General features: G+C 65.6%; 14 protein-coding genes and 1 pseudogene. 13 read left to right on the forward strand and 2 right to left on the reverse strand.

Annotated features, from left to right (window positions below; all coding sequences use genetic code 11):
• Window positions 1-100 precede the first annotated feature (100 nt).
• Both O3669_RS08560 and O3669_RS08565 read right to left on the reverse strand, forming a co-directional pair.
• Window positions 101-1,117 (reverse strand): endonuclease domain-containing protein, encoded by a 1,017-nt coding sequence (locus O3669_RS08560; RefSeq protein ID WP_371524381.1) that lies wholly within the window; start codon window positions 1,115-1,117, stop codon window positions 101-103.
• A gap of 1,023 nt (window positions 1,118-2,140) precedes the next feature.
• The gene (locus tag O3669_RS08565) at window positions 2,141-3,181 is read right to left on the reverse strand and encodes a zinc-dependent alcohol dehydrogenase family protein (protein ID WP_371524382.1); all 1,041 of its coding nucleotides are present in this window, start codon (window positions 3,179-3,181) and stop codon (window positions 2,141-2,143) included.
• A 172-nt stretch (window positions 3,182-3,353) separates the two neighbouring features.
• Between O3669_RS08565 and moaA the strand changes: the two genes are divergently transcribed.
• The 13 genes and pseudogenes from moaA to O3669_RS08630 all read left to right on the forward strand — a co-directional run bounded on the left by moaA (window position 3,354) and on the right by O3669_RS08630 (window position 21,681).
• Window positions 3,354-4,418 (forward strand): GTP 3',8-cyclase MoaA, encoded by a 1,065-nt coding sequence (gene moaA / locus O3669_RS08570; RefSeq protein ID WP_371524383.1) that lies wholly within the window; start codon window positions 3,354-3,356, stop codon window positions 4,416-4,418.
• Between the two features lie 225 nt (window positions 4,419-4,643).
• Window positions 4,644-5,996, forward strand: a pseudogene (locus O3669_RS08575) (MFS transporter).
• Window positions 5,997-6,064: 68 nt separating this feature from the next.
• The gene (locus O3669_RS08580) at window positions 6,065-9,835 is read left to right on the forward strand and encodes a nitrate reductase subunit alpha (protein WP_371524384.1); all 3,771 of its coding nucleotides are present in this window, start codon (window positions 6,065-6,067) and stop codon (window positions 9,833-9,835) included.
• Window positions 9,835-11,385, forward strand: coding sequence for a nitrate reductase subunit beta (narH, locus tag O3669_RS08585; protein WP_371524385.1), 1,551 nt, complete (start codon window positions 9,835-9,837; stop codon window positions 11,383-11,385). Before O3669_RS08580 ends, narH begins: the two co-directional genes overlap by 1 nt.
• On the forward strand, window positions 11,382-12,071 hold the full coding sequence (gene narJ, locus O3669_RS08590; protein ID WP_314769744.1) for a nitrate reductase molybdenum cofactor assembly chaperone: 690 nt from the start codon (window positions 11,382-11,384) through the stop codon (window positions 12,069-12,071). Before narH ends, narJ begins: the two co-directional genes overlap by 4 nt.
• A gap of 5 nt (window positions 12,072-12,076) precedes the next feature.
• A complete protein-coding gene (gene narI, locus O3669_RS08595) occupies window positions 12,077-12,853 on the forward strand; it encodes a respiratory nitrate reductase subunit gamma (protein WP_314769743.1) in 777 nt (258 codons plus the stop codon).
• 292 nt (window positions 12,854-13,145) lie between these two features.
• Entirely contained in the window at window positions 13,146-14,138 is a 993-nt protein-coding gene (locus O3669_RS08600) for a MoaD/ThiS family protein (RefSeq protein WP_371524386.1), read from the forward strand.
• Window positions 14,139-14,238: 100 nt separating this feature from the next.
• Complete coding sequence (locus O3669_RS08605; protein WP_371524387.1) at window positions 14,239-14,658, forward strand: molybdenum cofactor biosynthesis protein MoaE; 420 nt, start codon at window positions 14,239-14,241, stop codon at window positions 14,656-14,658.
• Between the two features lie 3 nt (window positions 14,659-14,661).
• A complete protein-coding gene (locus O3669_RS08610; protein WP_371524388.1) occupies window positions 14,662-15,486 on the forward strand; it encodes a ThiF family adenylyltransferase in 825 nt (274 codons plus the stop codon).
• A gap of 59 nt (window positions 15,487-15,545) precedes the next feature.
• Window positions 15,546-16,133, forward strand: a complete 588-nt coding sequence (locus O3669_RS08615; protein ID WP_371524399.1) for a molybdenum cofactor guanylyltransferase — start codon at window positions 15,546-15,548, stop codon at window positions 16,131-16,133.
• A gap of 75 nt (window positions 16,134-16,208) precedes the next feature.
• The gene (locus O3669_RS08620) at window positions 16,209-18,062 is read left to right on the forward strand and encodes an MBL fold metallo-hydrolase (RefSeq protein ID WP_371524389.1); all 1,854 of its coding nucleotides are present in this window, start codon (window positions 16,209-16,211) and stop codon (window positions 18,060-18,062) included.
• A gap of 363 nt (window positions 18,063-18,425) precedes the next feature.
• Window positions 18,426-20,168: an MBL fold metallo-hydrolase gene (locus tag O3669_RS08625; protein WP_371524390.1), complete on the forward strand. Its 1,743-nt coding sequence runs from the start codon at window positions 18,426-18,428 to the stop codon at window positions 20,166-20,168.
• A 196-nt stretch (window positions 20,169-20,364) separates the two neighbouring features.
• On the forward strand, window positions 20,365-21,681 hold the full coding sequence (locus O3669_RS08630; protein WP_371524391.1) for an ATP/GTP-binding protein: 1,317 nt from the start codon (window positions 20,365-20,367) through the stop codon (window positions 21,679-21,681).
• Window positions 21,682-21,686 lie beyond the last annotated feature (5 nt).

A 21,686-nucleotide genomic window follows, 5' to 3' on the forward strand; every position in this document is an offset into this window, starting at 1 on the left:
ACCATAGGGCTGCGACACGCCGGCGACACGCCGTGGCGGGGTGTCTATGGTAGTAAAACCCCCCGTCGGCGCGGCTGGGAAGCTGTGCTGGGGCCGTCGCTCACCCCTGGCGGGCGGCGAGCGCGGCGCGAATCTGTGCGATGAGCTCGGCCGGGTGTTCGAGGTCACGCCAGCCGACCCGGATGATGTGCCAGCCCTCTGCTTCAAGGTGCCGTTGGCGCTCGCGCTCTCGGGCGAGCGACGCATGAATACTTGAAGGGGTCTCTCCGTATTTGGCGCGACCGTCGAACTCTATGCCGATCCGTTCCGCCAGGAACGCGCAGTCGATGAAGTAGCGGTGACCGTGCGTATGTACCTCGACCTGAGTCTGCATGCCAGTAAGGCCTGCGACGCATAGCTCGTAGAGCAGTCGAGCCTCGCCGGGAGATGCGCATCCGGCATCCACGTGGTCGATGATCCAGCGAGCCTGGGCTCGCCCGTGCGCTCGATTTCCGAGCGCTTTCAGTTCGCGCTCAAGCAAAAACTTCCAGGCCTCCTCGTTGCCGCGGGACACGGGAAGGTGGAAGTTGTCAAAGTGCGTGTAGACGTGGCCGATCATGCATAGCTGTGTGAATGCAGCTCGTGGGTTGTTCGATGTCCTCGCGACGGTAACCTGCGCCGACTCAAGGTTTTCGATCAGGAGCCCGCGTGCATCGGCGACGTGCGTCGAAAGATGGACGTGGCGGGGTTTGACTGTGACTGGTGGGAACCTGTGAGATCCGATGGTCACCGCGGGTAGCTTGATCGGGCGCGTTGGCTTTGGTGTGGCGATGGTAATGGGAGGGACAGGCGGGTCGCTGGCGCGGCCGGTTGCCCATAGCGCGCACTGACCGGTGACGGCCATGGAGCGGTGGGTGTAGGCGAGGTGGTAGAGGCGCGCGGCGAGTACAACCTCCGGCACCTGTACGGCAGCAATGCTACCCAGCCGCGCCAGATCGAGGTATGTCCTGCCCGCAATCCGTATTGCGGTCGGTGTCTTCGTGAGGCCGTGGTGGCTGGAGCGAGGAATTCGTATGAGTGCGCGTTCAACGGCACGGAGGAGGAAGGGAGCCTCGATGCTCCCGTCTGTTGGGCTCATGCGTAGATTCTAGTTCGTTAATTCTCTGTTCGTTGCAGTTTGCACAAACTGAATCGGTCTGATTTCTTCAAGCTGCATCCAATAGTTGGTTGTTACAGGTAAAGGTCATTATGTGAGGGACGAGGCCGTGGCTGGGCACTCGCTTACAACTCGGGTTCGGTGGTGGGCGTGGGCGGCATTGCGGTGGCGGTTGGACATGGGGCGGATGGCAGCGAGTCCGCGTATGGGTATGCGCGCAGCTTGGGTTCACCGATAGGCGCGGGTGGTGTCGAGGTGGCGTCTGCGAATGCTGTGATGGTGAGGTTGTGTATGGGCGTGGCGCGGGGTGTGCGGGGTGCTGTGTTGTTGCTCGGGCGCAGGGTTGGCGGTTGTGGGTGGGTGCGTGGGGGGAATTGCGACCATAGGGCTGCGACACGCCGGCGACACGCCGTGGTGGGGTGTCTATGGTAGTAAAACCCCCCGTTGGCGTGGGTGGTGTCGAGGTGGGGTCTGCGAATGCTGCGGTGGTGAGGTTGTGTGTGGGCGTGGCGCGGGGTGTGCGGGGTGCTGCGTTGTTGCTCGGGCGCAGGGTTGGCGGTTGTGGGTGGGTGCGTGGGGGGAATTGCGACCATAGGGGTGTGACACGCCGGCGACACGCCGTGGCGGGGCGTCTATGGTAGTAAAACCCCCCGTTGGCGCGGCCGAGTCGCGGCGGCGGAGCCGCGGTTGGTTGGGGCGCGTTGTGGCCGGGTGTGGCCGGGCGGGTGGGCTGTGGCTAGACGCGTTGTTGCCGGGTGTGGGCGGGGGCGCCCACGCTCGGAATAGGGGGTTTGCGTGCGGATAGGGGCCGGGACGCCAGCGATGCTCGGGACGCCAGCAAGGCTAGGGACGCCAGCGATGCCCGGGACGCCAGCAAGGCTAGGGACGCCAGCGATGCCCGGGACGCCAGCGATGCTCGGGACGCCAGCGATGCCCGCGACGCCAGCAAGGCTAGGCGCGCCCGCGACGCTAGGGACGCCCGCAACGCCCGCAGCGCCGCCGGCGTCAGACGGTCAGCATGACCTTCGTGGCGCGGCGCTCGTCCATGGCGGCATAGCCGTCGGCTGCGCGCTCGAGCGGCAGGGACAGGTCAAAGACGGCGCCAGGGTTGATCTCACCGCGGTAAATCATGTTGATCATGGTCGGCAGGTACTTGCGCACGGGGGCGGGCCCGCCGAACATGTGCACCTCGGCGGCGAACATGCGGCTCATATCCAGAGAGACGCCGTGCGGCACGCCCACAAACGACAGGTGACCGCCAGGGCGCACGCAGCCGAGCGCCTGGTTGAAAGCCACCTCGTTGCCCACCGCTTCCACGACGCCGTCGGCACCCAGTCCGCCGGTCATCTCCTTGATGCGGGCGATGCCCTCCTCGCCGCGCTCCTCAACGATGTCGGTCGCACCGAACTCGCGAGCCAGGGCCTGGCGGTCCGCGTGGCGCGACATGGCGATGATGCGTGAGGCACCCTGCTGGCGGGCGCCGATGATCGCGCCCAGGCCCACAGCCCCGTCACCCACGATGACGATGGTTGCGCCGGGACCAGCCCCGGCCTCGTCAGCGGCGAACCAACCGGTGCCCAGCACGTCGGAGGCGGCCAGGAGCGAGGGAATCTGCTCGCGCGTGGGCGTGCCGGGGGTCTTGACCAGCGTGCCGTCCGCGAGGGGGATGCGCGCATACTCGGCCTGAGTGCCGCCAGTGCGCGTGCCAACGAAAGGCTCACCCTGGGCGGCGGCGGTCGCGCAGCGCGAGGGGTAGCCGGTGCGGCAGATCGCGCACTCGCCGCAGGAGATGCAGAAGGAGCCGACGACGAAGTCGCCGGGGCGCACGGTGGTGACGGCCGAGCCAACCTCGACGACGGTGCCGACGTACTCGTGGCCCATGCGCTGCTCGTGGACGGGCTGGGCGCCGCGGTAGGGCCACAGGTCCGAGCCGCAGATGCAGGTGGCCGCCAGCCTGATGATGGCGTCCGTTGGTTCCAGGATGGTGGGCATCGGCATCTCTTCGACGGTGACGTTGCCGGGTTCGTGCATGACGACGGCGCGCATGGTGCTCCTCGCTCGGGTGGCTCTGTTACGTTCACGCTATCCCGGTTGAGAGGTTTTCGTTGCCGCTGTCCATTGTTCCCTTTCTCTCAGGTGACGAGGTTTTGGCGCGGTTTCGGGGCACACAGCGTTTTTCGAGGGGCGAACACCAGGTAAAACGCGGTAGGGTGTCGCCATGTCAGTCGAGTTTGTATCCGCCGCGCGCGCGACCCGAGCGGTCGCGCATGACGCGCCGTTGCGACTCGTCGACACCTTCGGCCGAGTGGCCCGTGACCTGCGGGTTTCCTTGACGGATCGCTGTAATCTGCGCTGCTCCTACTGCATGCCGCCCGAGGGGCTGGACTGGCTGCCGGTTGAGGAGACGCTGACTGACGCGGAGGTTGTGCGCCTCGTTCGCATCGGTGTCGAGCAGCTGGGTATCCGCCAGGTCCGCTTTACTGGCGGCGAGCCGCTGCTGCGCCGAGGCCTCGAGACGATTATTGCGGAGTGTGCCCAGCTTGTGACCGACGAGGGGCGTACGCCCGACCTGGCGCTGACGACGAACGCGCTGGGCTTGGCCAAGCGTGCCCAGGGCTTGAAGGACGCGGGCCTGGTTCGCGTCAACATTTCCCTGGATTCCCTGGATCGTGAGCATTACGCGGCGATTACGAGGCGCGACCGCCTCGATGACGTCCTCGAGGGGATCGAGGCCGCCGCGCGCGCGGGCCTGAGTCCGATCAAGGTCAACACCCTGGTGCTGCGGGGCATGAACGAGGCCGACCTGCCCGACCTGGTCGACTACTGCCTGGATCGGAGCATTGAGCTGCGCGTTATCGAGCAGATGCCGATCGGCCCGCCGGACACGTGGGATCGTCAGAACATCCTGACGGCGGACGAGATCCTGCACATCATGGGGACTCGCCACACGCTGACCCCCGCGCAGCGCGAGGACCCACATTCGCCCGCGGGGCGCTGGATCGTGGACGGCGATCCGACCAAGATGCTCGGCGTCATTGCCTCCGTGTCCGAGCCCTTCTGTGGGGCGTGTGATCGTACCCGCCTGACCTCGGACGGCATGGTGCGTTCCTGCCTGTTTTCCACGGAGGAAACCTCGCTGAGGGACCTGCTGCGCGGTGGCGGGGATGACGCGCAGATCGCCGCGCGCTGGGCCGACGCCATGTGGGCCAAGCCGGCCGCGCACGGCCTCAATATCGATGCCTTTGCGCGCCCGTCGCGCACCATGAGCCGTATTGGCGGGTAACGCCCCGGCTAATTGCGTAACACCGGTGTTTTGTAACAGCGGTCGATAGAGGCCTGGGATGCCCGGAGAATCTGCGCGGAAACCCTAGTTTTCCTTGTCCCCACAAGGGTGGCGTACGCCACAAAACGATGCACCGATGGTCTGTTATTTCGCTTGGTAGCCTCCGTGTTAAAGAACGTCCGGCGCACGCCCGCGCCCGGACTCCCTTCAGACACGAGGAGAGCCATGAGCGCGACCGACCCCGCGGCCAAGAAGAGCCGCTACCTGCTCACTGACTGGAACCCCAACGACGAATCCAAGTGGGACTCGAAGCTTGCGTGGCGCACGCTGTGGATCACGACCTACTCGCTGATCCTGGCCTTCTGCGTCTGGTTCCTGCCCAGCGCGATCGCGCCGAAGCTGAATCTTCTCGGCTTTGGCCTGGACAAGGTTTAGCTGTACTGGCTGACCGCCCTCCCCGGCCTCGCCGCCGGCATCCTGCGCCTCATCTACATGTTCCTGCCCCCGCTCATCGGCACCCGCAAGCTCGTGGGCATCACCTCCCTGCTGTGCATCATCCCCATGGCCGGCTGGTTCTTCGCGGTCCAGGACAAGACGACTCCCTACTGGGTCCTGCTGACCCTGGCCTTCATGTGTGGCATCGGCGGCGGCGCGTTCTCCGGCTACATGCCCTCGACCGGCTACTTCTTCCCCAAGCGCCTCGTCGGCACGGCGCTCGGCCTGCAGGGCGGCATCGGCAACCTCGGCATGTCTGTCATCCAGCTGGTCGGCCCCATCCTCATGGGCTTCGGCCTGGTCGGCATGACCTGGCTTGCCCCGCAGACGCAGGTCGGCGAGCAGGCCGGCGAACACGTCGGTGAGAGCATCTGGGTCTACAACGCAGCGGCCTTCTTCGTCCCCTGGTGCATCCTCGCGGCGATCCTCGCCTTCATCTGGCTGCGCGACGTGCCCGTCAAGGCCAACATCAAGCAGCAGCTGGACATCTTCTCCAACCCCAACACCTGGTACATGACCATCCTCTACGTCATGACCTTCGGCCTGTTCTCCGGCTTCTCCGCCGTCTTCGCCCTCCTCATCAACAACCAGTTCGGCGGCGACTCCATCCTCAAGCTGGGCGTCAAGGGCGCGACCTTCGCCTTCCTCGGCCCCCTCATCGGCTCGATCATCCGCATGTCCTGGGGCATCTTCTGCGACCGGATGGGCGGCGCCATCTGGACCTTCATCTCCGGCGTCGGCATGGCCATCACGCTGGGCGGCGTCGCCTGGGTCCTCAAGAACCCCACCGGTTGGACCGACTTCTACATCTTCATGGCGCTCATGCTCACCATGTTCCTGTTCTCCGGCTTCGGTAACGCCGGTACCTTCAAGCAGATGCCGATGATCATGCCGGCCCGCCAGGCCGGCGGCGCCATCGGCTTCACCTCGGCGATCGCGTCCCTCGGCCCCTTCCTGGTCGGCGTCGCGCTCTCCGCCATCAGCGCCCCGGTCTTCTTCGCGGGCTGCGCCATCTTCTGCGCCCTGTGCTCGGTCCTGTGCTGGATCATGTACGCGCGCAAGAACGCCCCGTTCCCCGGCTGATCCACCCGGCACTGCGTGGTGCCGACGGACCTGCCACCGCCTCGTCAATCGACTCTTAGGAGCACCCCATGACGAATCTCGAATCCGATATGACCTTCCCGACCTACGGCGGCGAGGTCAAGCCCGCGACCGGCGCGACTCTGTTTGCGCTCGGCTCGTGGCTGCGTCGCGGCAAGGCGTCCGCCGACGCGCGCCAGCTCTTCCTAGAGGGCGGCCGCGACGGCGACTCCTTCTACCGCGACCGCTGGAGCTACGACAAGATCGTGCGCTCCACCCATGGCGTGAACTGCACGGGCTCATGCTCGTGGAAGATCTTCGTCAAGGACGGCGTCATCACCTGGGAAACCCAGCAGACTGACTACCCGACCACCGGCGCGGACATGCCCGAGTACGAGCCCCGCGGCTGCCCGCGTGGCGCGGCGTTCTCGTGGTACGAATACTCGCCGACCCGTATCAAGTACCCCTACGTGCGCGGCGTCCTGCTCGACATGTTCCGCGAGGCCAAGAAGCGCCTCGGGGATCCCGTCGACGCGTGGGCCGCGGTCGTTGAGGACCCGGAGAAGGCGCGTGCCTACAAGTCGCAGCGTGGCCGCGGCGGCATGGTCCGCGTGTCGTGGGAAGAGGCGATGGAGATCGTCGCCGCCGCCTACGTGCACACGATCAAGCAGTACGGCCCCGACCGCATCGCCGGCTTCTCGGTCATCCCCGCCATGTCGATGATCTCCTACGGTGCGGGCTCCCGCTTCCACGAGCTCATCGGCGCCACGATGCTGTCCTTCTACGACTGGTACGCGGACCTGCCTCCAGCCTCGCCTCAGGTGTTCGGCGACCAGACCGACGTGCCCGAGGCCGGCGACTGGTTCAACTCGCAGTACCTCATCATGTGGGGCACGAACCTGCCGCTGACCCGTACCCCCGACGCTCACTTCATGGCCGAGGCCCGCTACCACGGCCAGAAGGTCATCGTCGTGTCCCCGGACTTCGCGGACAACACGAAGTTCGCGGACGACTGGTTGCGCGTCCAGCCCGGCACGGACGGCGCCCTGGCGCAGGCGATGGGCCACGTCATCCTCAAGGAATTCCACGTCGGCAAGCGCGAGCCCATGTTCCTCGATTACATGAAGCGCTACACCGACTCCCCGTTCCTGGTGGAGATTAACGAGGTCGGCGAGGGTGCCCACGAGGGCGTCGCCCCGACGACCCTGGTCCCCGGCAAGTTCCTGACGGCCGCCAAGATGCCCGCAGGCACGACCGAGCGTACCGAGAACAACCAGTTCCGTCCCCTCGTCATCGAGGCCGACGGCACGGTCAAGGACCCGGGCGGCACGCTCGCCGATCGCTTCGGCGAGGAGGGCGCCGGCCACTGGAACCTCAACCTGGACGGCGTCGAGCCCGTCATGTCCATCATGGACACGGACGAGTGGGAAGCCGCCCTGATCGCCCTGCCGCGCTTCGACCTGCCCGCAGCCTCTGGCCAGGCCTCGGTCGGCGGCGGCTACGTGAAGCGTGGCGTGCCCGCGCGCCGCGTCAACGGCCGCCTCGTGACGACCGTGTTCGACATCCTGCTCGCCCAGTACGCCGTCGAGCGTGAGGGCCTGCCGGGTGAGTGGCCCACCGACTACATGGACGCCTCCACGCCGGGCACCCCTGCGTGGCAGGAGGAGTTCACGTCGGTTCCCGCCGCCGCAGCCATCAAGATCGGCCGCGAGTTCGCGCAGAACGCGGTTGAGACGCAGGGCCGTTCCATGATCCTCATGGGCGCCGGCACGAACCACTACTACCACTCCGACGAGATGTACCGTACGTTCCTGGCGCTCACGGAAATGTGTGGCACCCAGGGCCGCAACGGCGGCGGCTGGGCCCACTACGTGGGTCAGGAGAAGGTCCGCCCGATCATGGGTTGGGGCTCCTTCACCTTCGCCCTGGACTGGGCACGCCCGCCGCGCCAGATGATCTCCACCGGCTGGTACTACATGACCACGGACCAGTGGCGCTACGACGGTGCTGCGGCCTCGGCCATGGGAAACCCGATCAAGTCCTCGAACCTGGACGGCAAGCAGCTGGTCGACACCCTCGTCGAGTCGGTTCAGCGCGGCTGGATGCCCTGCTACCCGACGTTCTCCAAGGGCTCGACCCAGCTGGGCCGCGAGGCCGCCGAGGCCGGCATGGCCCCCGCGGAATACGTGTCCCAGGAGCTGCGCGAGGGTCGCCTCCAGTTCGCGATCGAGGACCCGGACGCCCATCACAACGTCCCGAAGATCCTCGCGAACTGGCGTACGAACCTGCTCGGCTCGTCCGCGAAGGGCACCGAGTTCTTCCTGCGTCACATGCTGGGTACCGGCAACGAGGTCAACGCCGAGGAGCTGGAAGAGGGCAACCGTCCCGCGTCCGTCAACTGGCGTGAGGCTCACCCCGGCAAGCTCGACCTCATGTGGGTCGCGGACTTCCGTAACACCTCGACGACGCTGCACTCCGACGTGGTGCTGCCCGCCGCCACGTGGTACGAGAAGCACGACCTGTCCTCCACGGACATGCACCCCTTTATGCACTGCTTCGACGAGGCCGTGAACCCGCCGTGGGAGGCACGCACTGACTTCGAGGTGTTCCAGACCCTGGCTCGCCTCGTCGGCCGCATGGCCCCCGGCCACCTGGACACCCAGACGGACGTCGTCGCGGTTCCGCTGGGGCACGACTCCCCGGACGCCATGACCATGGCGGATGGCGTCGTTCCCGAGCAGACGTGGACGCCCGGCAAGACCATGCCGAAGCTGGTTGCGATCGAGCGCGACTACACGCAGGTCGGCTACAAGTACGACCGCATCGGACCGCTCGTGCCCAAGGCTGGCCTGGCCTCCAAGGGTGTGGCGTACAACATGCAGGAGGCGTACGAGCAGCTCGGCGACCTCAACGGCCGCGCCCCCATGGACGGCAACGCCGGCGAGGGCATGCCGCTGTGCGACACCGCCATCAAGGCGGCGAACATGGCGCTGCGCTTCTCGGGCACCACGAACGGCTCGCTGGCCGTTCAGGGCTTCCGCACGCTGGAAAAGCGCGTCGGCAACGAGATGGCGTTCCTGGCCGAAGGTGACGAAGAAAAGAAGATCACCTACCAGGACACCGTCCTGCAGCCGCGCAGCGTCATCACCAGCCCCGAGTGGTCGGGCTCCGAGCACGGCGGACGCCGCTACAGCGCCTTCGTGCAGAACGTCGAGTGCCGCAAGCCGTGGCACACGCTCACGGGTCGCCCGCAGTTCTACATCGACCACGACTGGATGATGGACATGGGCGAGTCCCTGCCGATCTTCCGTCCCCCGCTCGACCTGGCGCACATCTACGGTGAGCGCCCCGTCGGCGACCATCGTCCCGGTCAGCCGGGTCAGGCCGAGGTCGCGGTGCGCTACCTGACGGTCCACAACAAGTGGGCCATCCACTCCCAGTACTACGACAACCCGTACATGCTGACGCTGGGTCGTGGTGGCCAGACGGTGTGGATGAGCCCGCAGGACGCCGAGAAGATCGGCGTGCGCGACAACGAGTGGATCGAGGCGAAGAACCGTAACGGCACCGTGTCGGCTCGCGCCGTTGTCTCCCACCGCATCCCGGAGGGCACGGTGTTCATGCACCACGCCCAGGATCGCCAGATCAACACCCCGCTGAACGAGGAGTCCGGCAAGCGCGGCGGTACGCACAACTCGCTGACCCGAATCTTCATTAAGCCGAGCCACCTGGCCGGCGGATACGCGCAGTTCGCCTACGCGTTCAACTACTACGGTCCCACCGGCAATAACCGCGACGAGGTCACGGTTATCCGCCGCCGCTCCCAGGAGGTGCAGTTCTGATGAAGGTCATGGCTCAGATCGCGATGGTGATGAACCTCGACAAGTGCATTGGCTGCCACACCTGTTCGGTCACCTGTAAGCAGGTGTGGACGAACCGCGAGGGCACCGAGTACATCTGGTTCAACAACGTCGAAACCCGTCCCGGCGTGGGCTACCCCCGCGGCTGGGAGGACCAGAAGAAGTGGAAGGGTGGCTGGAAGCGCACCGCCACGGGCCGCCTCGTTCCCCGTCAGGGCGGACGCGTCGCCTCGCTCGCGAAGATCTTCGCGAACCCGACGCAGCCGACCATGAAGGACTACTACGAGCCGTGGACGTACGAGTACGACAAGCTGCTCCAGGCGCCCGCGAACTCCCGCGCGATCCCGACGGCCCGCGCGAAGTCCAAGATCACGGGCGAGCACATCGACAAGCCCGAGTGGGGCCCGAACTGGGACGATGACCTCGGTGGCTCCATGGAGACCCTGGATCAGGACCCCGTCCTGCACCAGATGAACCTCCAGGTCGCCAAGACCATCGAAGACGCGTACATGTTCTACCTGCCTCGCATCTGCGAGCACTGCCTGAACCCGACCTGTGTGTCGGCGTGCCCCTCGGGCGCGATGTACAAGCGCTCCGAGGATGGCATCGTCCTGGTCGACCAGGATCAGTGCCGCGGCTGGCGCATGTGCGTGTCCGCCTGCCCCTACAAGAAGGTCTACTTCAACCACAACACGGGCAAGGCCGAGAAGTGCACGCTGTGCTACCCGCGCCTCGAGGTCGGCCAGCCGACCATCTGCTCGGAGACCTGCGTGGGTCGCCTGCGCTACATGGGCGTGCTGCTCTACGACGCGGACCGCGTCACCTGGGCCGCCTCCCAGGAGGACGAGCGCGACCTGTACCGCGCCCAGCGCGAGATCCTGCTCGACCCGAACGACCCGCAGGTGGTCGCCCAGGCTCAGGCCAACGGCGTTCCCCACTCGTGGATCACGGCCGCCCAGCAGTCCCCGATCTGGAAGCTCATCACCGAGTACGAGGTCGCCCTGCCGCTGCACCCCGAGTTCCGTACCCTGCCGATGGTCTGGTACGTGCCGCCGCTGTCCCCGGTCGTCGACCAGGTGACCGCGTCCGGCAGCGACGGCGAGGACCACAAGGTCCTGCTGTCCGCCATCTCGCAGATGCGTATCCCGCTGGAGTACCTGGCCGGCCTGTTCACGGCCGGAGACACGGCTCCCGTGGAGCTGGCGCTGCGTCGCCTCGCCGCGATGCGCTCCTACATGCGCGACGTCTTCGTCGACAACCCGACGAACGAGGAGATCCCGGCCTCCGTGGGCATGACCTCGGAGAAGGTCAAGGAGATGTACCGACTGCTGTCGATCGCCAAGTACGACGACCGCTTCGTCATCCCGACCGCCCACCCCGAGATGCCGCGCGGCATCAAGGAGCTCGAGGGCTGCCCGGTGTCCTACGACGTCGAGGCCTTCCACGGCCTGGCCCCCGCCACGTCGAACCGCCCGATGGGTGGCTCGTCGCCGGAGGGACGCCAGATGCTCCCTCTTGAGGTCGTTCGATGAGTACTTTCGTCGGCATTCCGCGTATTCCTACGGCCGCTCCGGAAACGGAGATGGACCCGCAGGACGCGCGCGGTGTGCGCATGGCGGTCTCGGTCCTCCTGGACTACCCGGGGGATGACTTCGAGACCAAGCTGGACGCGGTCGAGGAGGCTCTGGCGGACCTGCCGGAGCCGGCCTCGGCGTCCCTGGCCTCGTTCGTGAGCTACGCTCGCGCCGCTGGCCTGCGCGCCATGCAGACCACCTACGTGGAGACGTTCGACCAGCGCCGACGCTGCGCGCTCGGCCTGACGTACTACACGCACGGCGACACCCGCGGACGCGGCCAGGCCATCTTGGCCTTCAAGGAGGTCCTGCGCCGCGCCGGTTTCGAGATGGAACGCGAGGAGCTTCCCGATCACCTGCCGGTGGTCCTGGAGTTCGCCGCGTTCGACGAGACCGGCACGGCCGAGGGCCTGCTGCGCTCCAACCGCGAGGGCATCGAGGTGATCCGCACGGCGCTGCGCGCTGCGGACTCCCCCTACGCGCCGCTGCTGGACGCGCTGGTCGCGACGCTGCCCGAGCCGGACGAAAAGACCATTGAGGGCTTCCGTAAGCTCATTAGCCAGGGGCCGCCCACCGAGCTGGTGGGCGTGGGCGATCTGTCCGCGACGCCCTTCCCGACTTCCGATTCAACGATGGGACGGTAACGTTCATGGAATCCGCACTTATGCATGCCGCGTCTGCAGCCGAGACGCAGTCGCTGTCCTTCCTGGACATTGCCCTGTGGGTGGTCCTGCCCTACGTGTCCTTCGCGATCCTCATTGTGGGCCTCGCGTGGCGCTACAAGACGGACCAGTACGGGTGGACGTCTCGTTCCTCGCAGTGGAATGAGCCGGCCATCCTGCGTTGGGCATCGCCGATGTTCCACTTCGGTGTCCTCTTCGTGTTCGTGGGCCACGTCATGGGCCTCGTGATCCCGAAGACGTGGACCGAGGCGGCCGGTGTGCCTCAGCACGTCTACCACCTGATGGCGACGATCCCCGGATCGATCGCCGGACTCATGACGATCCTCGGCCTCGCGCTCCTGATCTACCGCCGCCTGGTGGTCAAGTCGGTGCGCGTGGCGACGACCCGCATGGATATCGTCACCTACGTCATGCTGACTATCCCGGTGCTCCTGGGCGGCGCGGCGACGCTGCTCAACCAGGTGCTCGGCGGTCACGAGGGCTACGACTACCGCGAGACGATCTCCGTCTGGTTCCGGTCGATCTTTTACCTGCACCCGCAGGCGCACCTGATGGTCGACGTGCCCCTCAGCTTCAAGCTGCACATCATCGCTGGTCTGCTGCTCTTCTGCATCTGGCCGTTCACCCGCCTCGTGCACGCGGTGAGCGCGCCGGTCGGCTACGTGGCGCGTCCCCCGGTGATCTACCGGTCGCGCGACGAGCGCCGCACGCACGAGATCACGCGCGGCGGTATGTCGGACTGAATGGCGCGGCTCGGTCCCGGTCTCGATTGACGAGGCCGGGGCTGGGCGGGCGCAGCGCGCGGGGGCGGGCGTTTGCTCGCCCCTTCGTCGTATATGGAGGGAACTGTGGCCTGATCTGTGATTGTGTTCTATGACCCCTTCAATTGTTTCCGATGAGTGACATTGGTCGTGCGTGTTGGCCGTTGAGCTGGGTAAAATTGTGTTTGATTTGTAAGTAATGTAAGGAAGCTAAAGCCGTACGGGGATGCCATCGTTGTGTATTTCCGCTGATTAAGAGGGAGAGAGGATAGATATGACTGACACCTCCCATTCTCGGACTCTGGCCGAGACGCTCGAGGCAATGGCTGCCCTCACACCCGCCCAGCACGCTCTCCTGGAGCGTATTTCGCAGCATGCGACGCCCGTGACCGTCGCGGAGTTGGCTCAGGAGGCCGGCCTGCACGTGTCCAGCGTGCGCGAGACCCTGGAGGGTCTTTTTGGCGTGGGCCTCGTGGAGAAGCAGCAGCTTCCGTCGTCGGGGCGCGGCCGTCCGGCGCTCGGCTATTCGACGACGACCCCGGCGGACCCGTCCTTTGCGGCTCAGATGTTGCAGCAGCTGACCTCGTCCATGCTCGCGTGGCTGCGCGCCGACGCCGCGGACCCGGCTGCGTCGGTGCGTGAGATCGGCGCCCGCTGGGCGGACGCTGCCTTGGAGACGATGTCGGTGCCTGACCACAGTCACGCAACGCGCCGCGTCGCTCGTGAGAACTTCAACATCGCTGGTCATCTGGGCAAGGTGCGCCTGTTCATGAACGCGATGGGGTTCGCCTCGGTGCCTCACGAGAGCGATCAGATGGCGGTCGTGCTGACGGCCTGCCCGTTCACGGAGCCCGGTGCGCCTGACGATCTGGCCCTTGAGCTGCGTCGCGGCATTGTCGAGCGCGTCTTCGAGCGCACGGCGACGGGTACGGCGAGCTGGTCGGTGGAGGTCGATCCGATCGACCCGCTGCGCCTGACGGTGTTCCTGCGCCCGCTGGATGAGCCGAACCCGAAGCCGCTGTCGACGACGGTGCATTTCTTCGGTGGGGCCGCTGAGGCGGCCGGCGGCTACATGCGCGAGCTGGCGTCCTCGGAGACGCCCGCGACCCTCGGCGAGTTGGTTGCGTACCTGAGTGATGGCAACCCGGATCTGGGGCGTATCCTCGACGTGTCGAGCTTCCTGGTCAACGAGCGTTCGGCCCGCCTGGACGCGGACCTGATGCCGGGCGTGCGCGTCGACGTGTTGCCGCCCTTTGCTGGCGGGTGAGAGATTCTTAGCATTTGCGTGGAACGGTCAGGGTTTACATAAAATCCGGGCCGTTTCCACGTAAAATGGCAGTAATCATCTCCCGTTCTTGGAGGATCCCATGTCAGCAGAGATTGCAACAGGTATTACTGACGACCCCCTCGACTCGGGCTCACTGATTGACAGTGCGCGCCGCGACACGTGTGGTGCGGTCGCGTCTTTCATCGGTGCCGTGCGTAACCACGACGGGGGAGAAGGGGTGGACGCGATCGAGTATTCGGCGCATCCGTCCGCCTCGCAGATTTTGCGCGAGATCGTCGGCGAGTTCGCGGATCGGCCCGGTGTGCATTGCATCGTTGCGTGGCACCGTGTCGGACACCTCGGGATCGGCGAGGATGCGATGGTGGTGGCGGTGGCCGCCGAGCATCGCGCCCAGGCGTTCCGCGCGGTGGAGGGCATCGTCGAGGAAGTCAAGGCGAAGCTGCCGGTGTGGAAGAAGCAGGAGCTGACCGACGGTTCCCACAACTGGTCGGGCCTGTAAACGATGACGATTGGCGACCCGTACACGCGCGACGCGGCGGTCTTTGGCCGCTCGGTCGCGGTGCCGCTGCGTTGTGCGCCCGTCGCGTACGAGGCCGGGGATCCTGCGTTGGAGCGTTTCCGACGCAATTGGCTGGTGTCCGGCATCGGCGAGGCGGGTCAGGCGCGTCTGGCGGCTTCGCGTGTTCTCGTGGTGGGCGCGGGCGGCCTGGGCTCGCCCGTCTTGCTGTACCTGACGGCGGCGGGCGTTGGGACGATCGGCATCTGCGACTCCGACGTGGTCGATACGTCGAACTTGCAGCGCCAGCTCCTGCACGGCGAGGCCGACGTGGGGATCCCGAAGCCGGATTCGGCGGTGCGTCACCTGTCTGGTCTCAATTCCATGGTGCATTTCGAGCGCTTCGGGCATGTGACGCGCGAGTGGCTGGATGAGCATGGGCACGAGTGGGACCTGATCGTCGAGTGCACGGATAGCTTCGACGCGAAGTACCTGGTGGCTGACTACTGCGCGGATTCGGGCGTGCCCCTCGTGTGGGGCACGGTCGTGCGCATGGCCTACCAGGTCAGCGTCTTCTGGTCCGCCGCGCCCGCTCCCGTCCCGGCCTTGACGTTGCGGAGCTTGCACCCGGTCCAGCCTCCCCCGGGGGCGACGCCGGCCTCGCCCGAGGTGGGCGTGCTGGGCCCGGTCGTCGGCCAGGCGGGCACGACCATGGCGACCGAGGCCATCAAGGTGCTGGTCGGTTTCGGCGAGCCGCTTATCGGCCGCGTCCTCATGGTGGATGCGGCGACGCAGCGTACGGACGTGCTGACCTTCGCGCCGTGGGAGTGAGTGGCGTGGGGGCGGCCTTGTCGTACGGCACGGGCGTGCCCCGCGCGCAGCTGGCGGCGATGGTCGTCGGCGGTGGGGGCGGTGAGCGCCTGGGTGGCGTTTCCAAGCCTGACCTGGTGCTGGGCGGTGTGCGCCTGATCGACCGCGTGTGCGCGGCCCTGGGCGAGGTGGCTGAGGCGGGCGTGGTGGCCGTCGTTCCGCCGACCGTGCGCGTGCCTGTCGGCGTGGGGCGGACTCTTGAGGACCCGCCTGGCGGAGGTCCCCTCGCCGGGATCGACGCGGGACTGGCTGCCCTGTCCGTGGGGGCCGACACGTGGGTGGTCGTCGTGTCCGTGGACTGCCCGGGCATCGCCGAGGTCCTGCGCGGGCTCCTCCGCGATCCTGCGGGTCCGGGGTGCGACGGGCGTATCATGCGCGGCGGGGATCCCGAGCCTTTCGATCAGTACCTCATGGGCGTCTACCGCGCGGGCGCGCTGCGCCGGGTTATCGACGAGGCCGTGGCGCGGCACGGGAGCGTGCGCGGCATGGGGGTGCGCCGTGTCCTGCGCGCCCTGACGCTGGAGCGGGTGGACGTGAGCGCGGACGTGTGTCGCGACGTCGATACGCCCGAGGATCTGGCCTGGTGGGGGTCATACTTCGACCGATGATTTGTCAGTAATGCCTGAGTGGGTATAGGTTTAGAGAGTAAGTGTCAAGGCCTTTCATCCCACCCAGGTGCGCTCATGAATCTTCGTTACGGACATTGGTGTCAGCGACTCGGACTGACCATAGTGTCAGGAATCGTTGCCACTTTTCTTGCCCCAGCCGCCCGCGCGGCCCCTATTGACGAGCAGGGGGCGCAGAGTGATTCCAGCATTGCCGACTCGCAGGTGTCAAGATCCGAGGAGGAAGCTCAGAGCGGCTCTGCTGCCGTGGACCAGGCGAGTGCCCGCGACGCTGATTCTGCTGACGCGGCCACGGCCTCGTCCGAGGAGAGGGCGGAGGAAGGGGGCAGCGCCCACGTCCTGACCTTCCCCGGCGCGAGCGGGCCGACGCGCATCCACTTCCTCTCGACGCAGGGGGCAGCGGATGCGATCCTCCTCGAATCGCGCGGTGTTTTCGCCATGATCGACGGCGGCGAAGGTCTCGGCGCGCCAGACGGCTCCGACCCACGCTACCCGTGGCGGGATGGAATCGAAGACCCGAGCAAGGGTGACACCGAGTGGGTCCTCGGGTATATGAGGCGCCACGGCGTCACCTCCTCGAACCTGGCGTTCTACCTGGGCACGCACGCGCACTCCGACCATATCGACAACGCCGATGACATTATCTACGAGTTTCACCCACAGGTAATCCTGACTCCCGAATACTCCGACGAGTGGATCACGGACAAGTCACGCCTATGGGACAACCAGTGGTGCTATGACAACATGATGACCGCCGCGCGATGGGCGGCATCCACGTACGGCGCGACCGTCATGCAGCACGTCAACGACGACGATACGCACATCCAGCTCGGCGACATGGACGTCCAGCTGATCCCCGTCGATCCGGACGAAAACTACAAGAAAGTCGGCGTGCGCGACGCGAACCTGATCGCCTACACGGCAAAAGTGAGCGCGTTTGGAAGCTCCGCGTACCTGGCGGCGGACCTTGAGGCGCGGGGCGGTTACGAGGATCGCATCGCCCCCATTGTCGGGCACGTCGACCTACTGAAAGCCGGGCACCACGGGATGTCGAGCTCGAACTTCCCTGCGTTCATGGAGGCGCTCAGTCCCTCCATGATCGTCCAGACGGGCCCGAAGTGGTTTACTCCCGACAATCTCACCGACAGTGTTATCCGCGGGAATGCATCATGGGCGCCAACCCTGGAACTATGGTCGGCGGGTTCCATCCCCGCTGTCGTCGCTACCTTCACCACCTCCGAGGGCATTTCCTATAACGATCTCTCGGCCGCGTCCTGGGGGCACGAATATGGCGGGGTTGTTCCGCGGGCCTGGTGGTTCAAGGGAGCGCGCCCATCGGCGACGACCGGATGGTGGCAGGGGCGCTCAGGCTACTGGTACTACTTCGCGGGCAAGCCTTCCGCCGAGGCCTCGGCGTGGGTATATGACCGCGGATCCTGGTACTGGATGGGGGCCAGTGGCGCGATGGCGACCTCCGAGTGGGTTAACGATGGAACGGGCTGGTACTACGTCGATGCATCCGGGCGTCTCGCCGGAAGCGGTTGGATGTGGGAGTCCGGCTCCTGGTACTACCTGACCGGCGGGCGTATGACTGAGGGGTGGTTGCTTGATCGCGGCACCTGGTACTACATGGATTCCCGCACGGGCGCGATGCGCACGGGCTGGGTCCAGGTCGATGATCGCTGGTACTACTTCGAGCCTTCCGGCGCCATGGCCACCGGCTGGTTGAACTCAGGAGGCAGCTGGTACTACATGAGTGGAAACGGTGCGATGAGCACCGGCTGGGTCGATGATCGTGGCGCCTGGTACTACATGGATTCCGCCGGCGTCATGGTGACCGGCACGGTGTCAATCGACGGGCGTTCCTCGTTGTTCTCGTCCTCGGGCCGATGGGTTGGTTACGCCTCCTGAACGTGGTGGTGCCTGCGGGGCGCGTCGTCTGGTGGTGCTGTCATCGGATGCTGTGTTGCCCCCTGACGTGGGACGACTGGCGTGAGTCGGGCGTGTGGGTGGCGGGCCAAGTGGAGCCTTCGTCGTGTCTCCGCGTGCCGTCGGGATGGCTGACCGGCCTGTTAGAGAGCGGCGCCATTGCGCGCTTGCGGCGGTGTCATCTGGGCTTTCGCGGGCTGTTTGACAGAATGGAGTCATTCTCGTGAAACCTTGTTGCTAGGCTGTTTAGTAACTTGACACACCTTATGATTTGTCGGTAACGTGTGTGCGGGTGTAGATTGACGTGGTCAGCTTTTAGTCGAAACATGTCTTCAAGGTGTGCACGTGAACAGTTATCACGGCAAAGTACTGCGTTTTATCGGTATGACCGTCCTGTCAGGACTCGTCGCGGCAAGCCTCGCCCCGGCCTCGTTCGCGGCCCCCAGCGACTCTCAGGAAGCGAATACCGAAACCCAGGTCAGCGCCACGGTCCTCTCCTATCCCGGAACAAACGGCCCGACCCGCATCCACATCATCACCACGACGGGCACAGCAGACGCGATCCTCCTTGAATCGCGCGGCGTCTTCGGCATGATCGACGGCGGCGAAGGCGTCGGCGCACCCGACGGCTCCGACCCTCGCTACCCCCTGCGCCCCGGCATCACCCCCGCCGAGCGCGGCGACACCGACTGGGTCCTGACCTATATGCGCGATCACGGCGTCACCTCCTCCAACCTCGCGTTCTACCTGGGCACGCACGCCCACTCCGACCACATCGACAACGCTGACGACATCATCCGCACCTTCCGGCCCAAGGCCATCTTCAGCCCCGAATACTCCGACAAGTGGATCACGAACCCGAACGGACTGTGGGACAACCAGTGGATCTACGACAACATGATCAACGCCGCCACGTGGGCCCGGAAAACCTACGGCGCGCAGCTCATCCAGCACGTCGACGGCTACAACACGCACGTGCAGCTGGGTGACATGGATGTCCAGATCATCCCCTTCGACCCCGAGGAGACTTACAAGAAGAAGGGGACCACGGACGCCAACCTCATGGGGTGGGGCGCCAAAGTCACCGCCTTCGGGCACAGTGCCTTCCTAGCCGCCGACCTCATGGACACCGAGGCCGACTGGGTAACCCACAACGGATTCGAGGCGCGCGTCGCCTCCGCCGTCGGCCACGTCGACCTGCTCAAAGCGGGCCACCACGGCCAGCGCAGCTCCAACTTCGAACCCTTCATGGCGGCCCTGAGTCCCTCCATGATCGTGCAGACCGGCTCCGAAACCCTCAGCCCCGATCGCCTCACCACCGACGTCATCCACGGCTCCGACCTGTGGGTCCCCATGGAAGAACTGTGGGAAAGGGGCCGCATCCCCTCCCTCATCACCACCTTCGCCCCCTCCGGCATCACCACCAACGACCTGACAAGCGCCTCCTGGGGCCACGAATACGACGGCGAAACCCCGCGCGCCTGGTGGTTCCAGGCCGGACGCCCCGCCGCCACGACCGGCTGGTGGCATGCCCCCTCCCACTCCTGGTACTACTTCGCGGGCAAGCCCAGCGCCGAGGCCTCGGCCTGGGTCAGCGACGGCGGGCACTGGTTCCGGGTGGACGAGACCGGCGCCATGATCTCGTCTACCTGGTTCAGTAGCGGCGGCCAGTGGTACTGGCTGGGCGCGAGTGGCGCCATGGCCACCTCAGGGTGGATCAACGACGGCACAGCATGGTACTACCTCGACGCCGACGGCCACCCCTCGGGCAACGGGTGGACCCGCATCGACGGCTCCTGGTACTACCTGAGCGCAGGCCGCGCCGCGACCGGGTGGGTGTCCAGCGGCGGGACCTGGTACTACATGGACCCCGCCAGCGCAGCCATGGCCTCGGGCTGGATCCGAGTGGGCGGCTCCTGGTACCACCTGGCCCCCTCCGGCGCGCTGAGCACCGGCTGGCTGCGCGACGGCGGCGCCTGGTACTACATGGACCCCGCCAGTGGAGCCATGGCCGCGGGAGCCCGGAACATCGACGGGCGGCGATCTACCTTCGACCCCTCGGGCCATTGGATCGGATACGCCTCCTGACGAGTCGAGGATCTCTTCGCGAATATCCTGCCTGGGCGCCGGCCCGGCCGCACATGGAAGCGGCCGGGCGGCGCTTATATGTAGCGTTTTTCGTGGTGTGTTGATTGTTCAAAGGGGGTGGGTGGCGTAGAGCACCCGGAATTCATTCCTGAGAAGATGTAGAATTTTTGCATCTAATTCGGAAAGAGAGAGTGCGATGCTGCGGGTCCTTCACCTCGACAACTGGAAGTCCTTTTCTGAGCCGGTTGATTTTACGATGATTGCGGGGAAGGAGAGTCGCTACGGTGGGACTCTCTATCGTGACGGAAAGTCCCGTGTCCTGCCCGTTGCGGCAATCTACGGTGCAAACGCAGCGGGAAAGTCGACCCTGCTCGATGCCCTGGCTCACCTGCAGGTCATGCTGCGCGAGCCACGCAAGCGCGGGCAGCGCCTGCACTATCACCCGCATCAGCTCTTCGGGACGGATCGGCCCAGCGTCATTGGGGTCGAAATCGTCCTGGATGTGCAGGACACGACCTCGGATCGAAAGGCCATCGTCTACTACGAGGTAGCCTTCAATGCGGATGCAATCGTCGAGGAAGTCCTCTACCGCCTGCGCTCGGAAGACGAGGAGGCGGTCTTCGTGCGCCAGGGGCAGGACATCGCTCTTTATGGTGATCTGGAAGATGATTCGTCGCTCGATGCCGCCTCGAAGACAGTCCAGCCCAATCGTCTGTTCCTCGAGACCTGCTTCAATGCAGCTTTGGTCGACGATGAGAACAGCCTGCTGGGTTCTGTCATCGACTGGTTTAAACGCCTCACCATTGTGGGGAGAGGCGCGCGCTACATCCTCATGCCTCAGCAGATTGCCCACGATGATGCATTTCGTGCTGCCGTCGGGCAGGGGTTGACGGTTGCCGACACCGGTATTTCAGGTATTTGCTACACGAGCGTTCCTCGGGACAAGGTTCCGGCACAAGACAAGGTTCTCGAAGAGATCGAAGATCAGCTGACCGACAAGACCTCCGAAGCATACCTTACTGCTGAAAGCGGGGCTGTTTTTCGTGCTCGGCTCGGTGATGATGGTGACGTCGTGTACGAGCGCCTCGTGACCGTCCATAAGGACGGTGCTCACGAGTTTCGTCTTCCTCTCGAGCAGGAATCCGACGGGAGCATTCGTTACCTGAATCTATTGCCCATCCTGTACTGGGCGGGAAAAAGCCAGCACTCGGGGGTTTACCTGATCGACGAACTCGAAGATTCTCTTCATCCCAAGCTGACGGAGGAGCTGCTTCGGCTGTTCCTTGACTCATCGGGGCCGGGCGAGAAGCGTCAGCTGATCTTTACGACGCACGAGCTCCACCTCCTGCGTGCCGACCTGCTGCGGCGCGATGAGATTTGGCTGGTCGAGAAGAACGAACACCGGTCTGAATTGACGCGGCTGACTGACTTTCCTTCCGACGTGCTTCGAAAGGGCAGTGACCTACCGCGGATATACATGTCGGGTCGCCTCGGTGGCGTCCCACGGATCTAGGGGGC

It is taken from the genome of Pauljensenia sp. 20925_1_34, assembly GCF_041432775.1.
In the GTDB taxonomy this organism is placed as follows: Bacteria; Actinomycetota; Actinomycetes; order Actinomycetales; family Actinomycetaceae; genus Pauljensenia.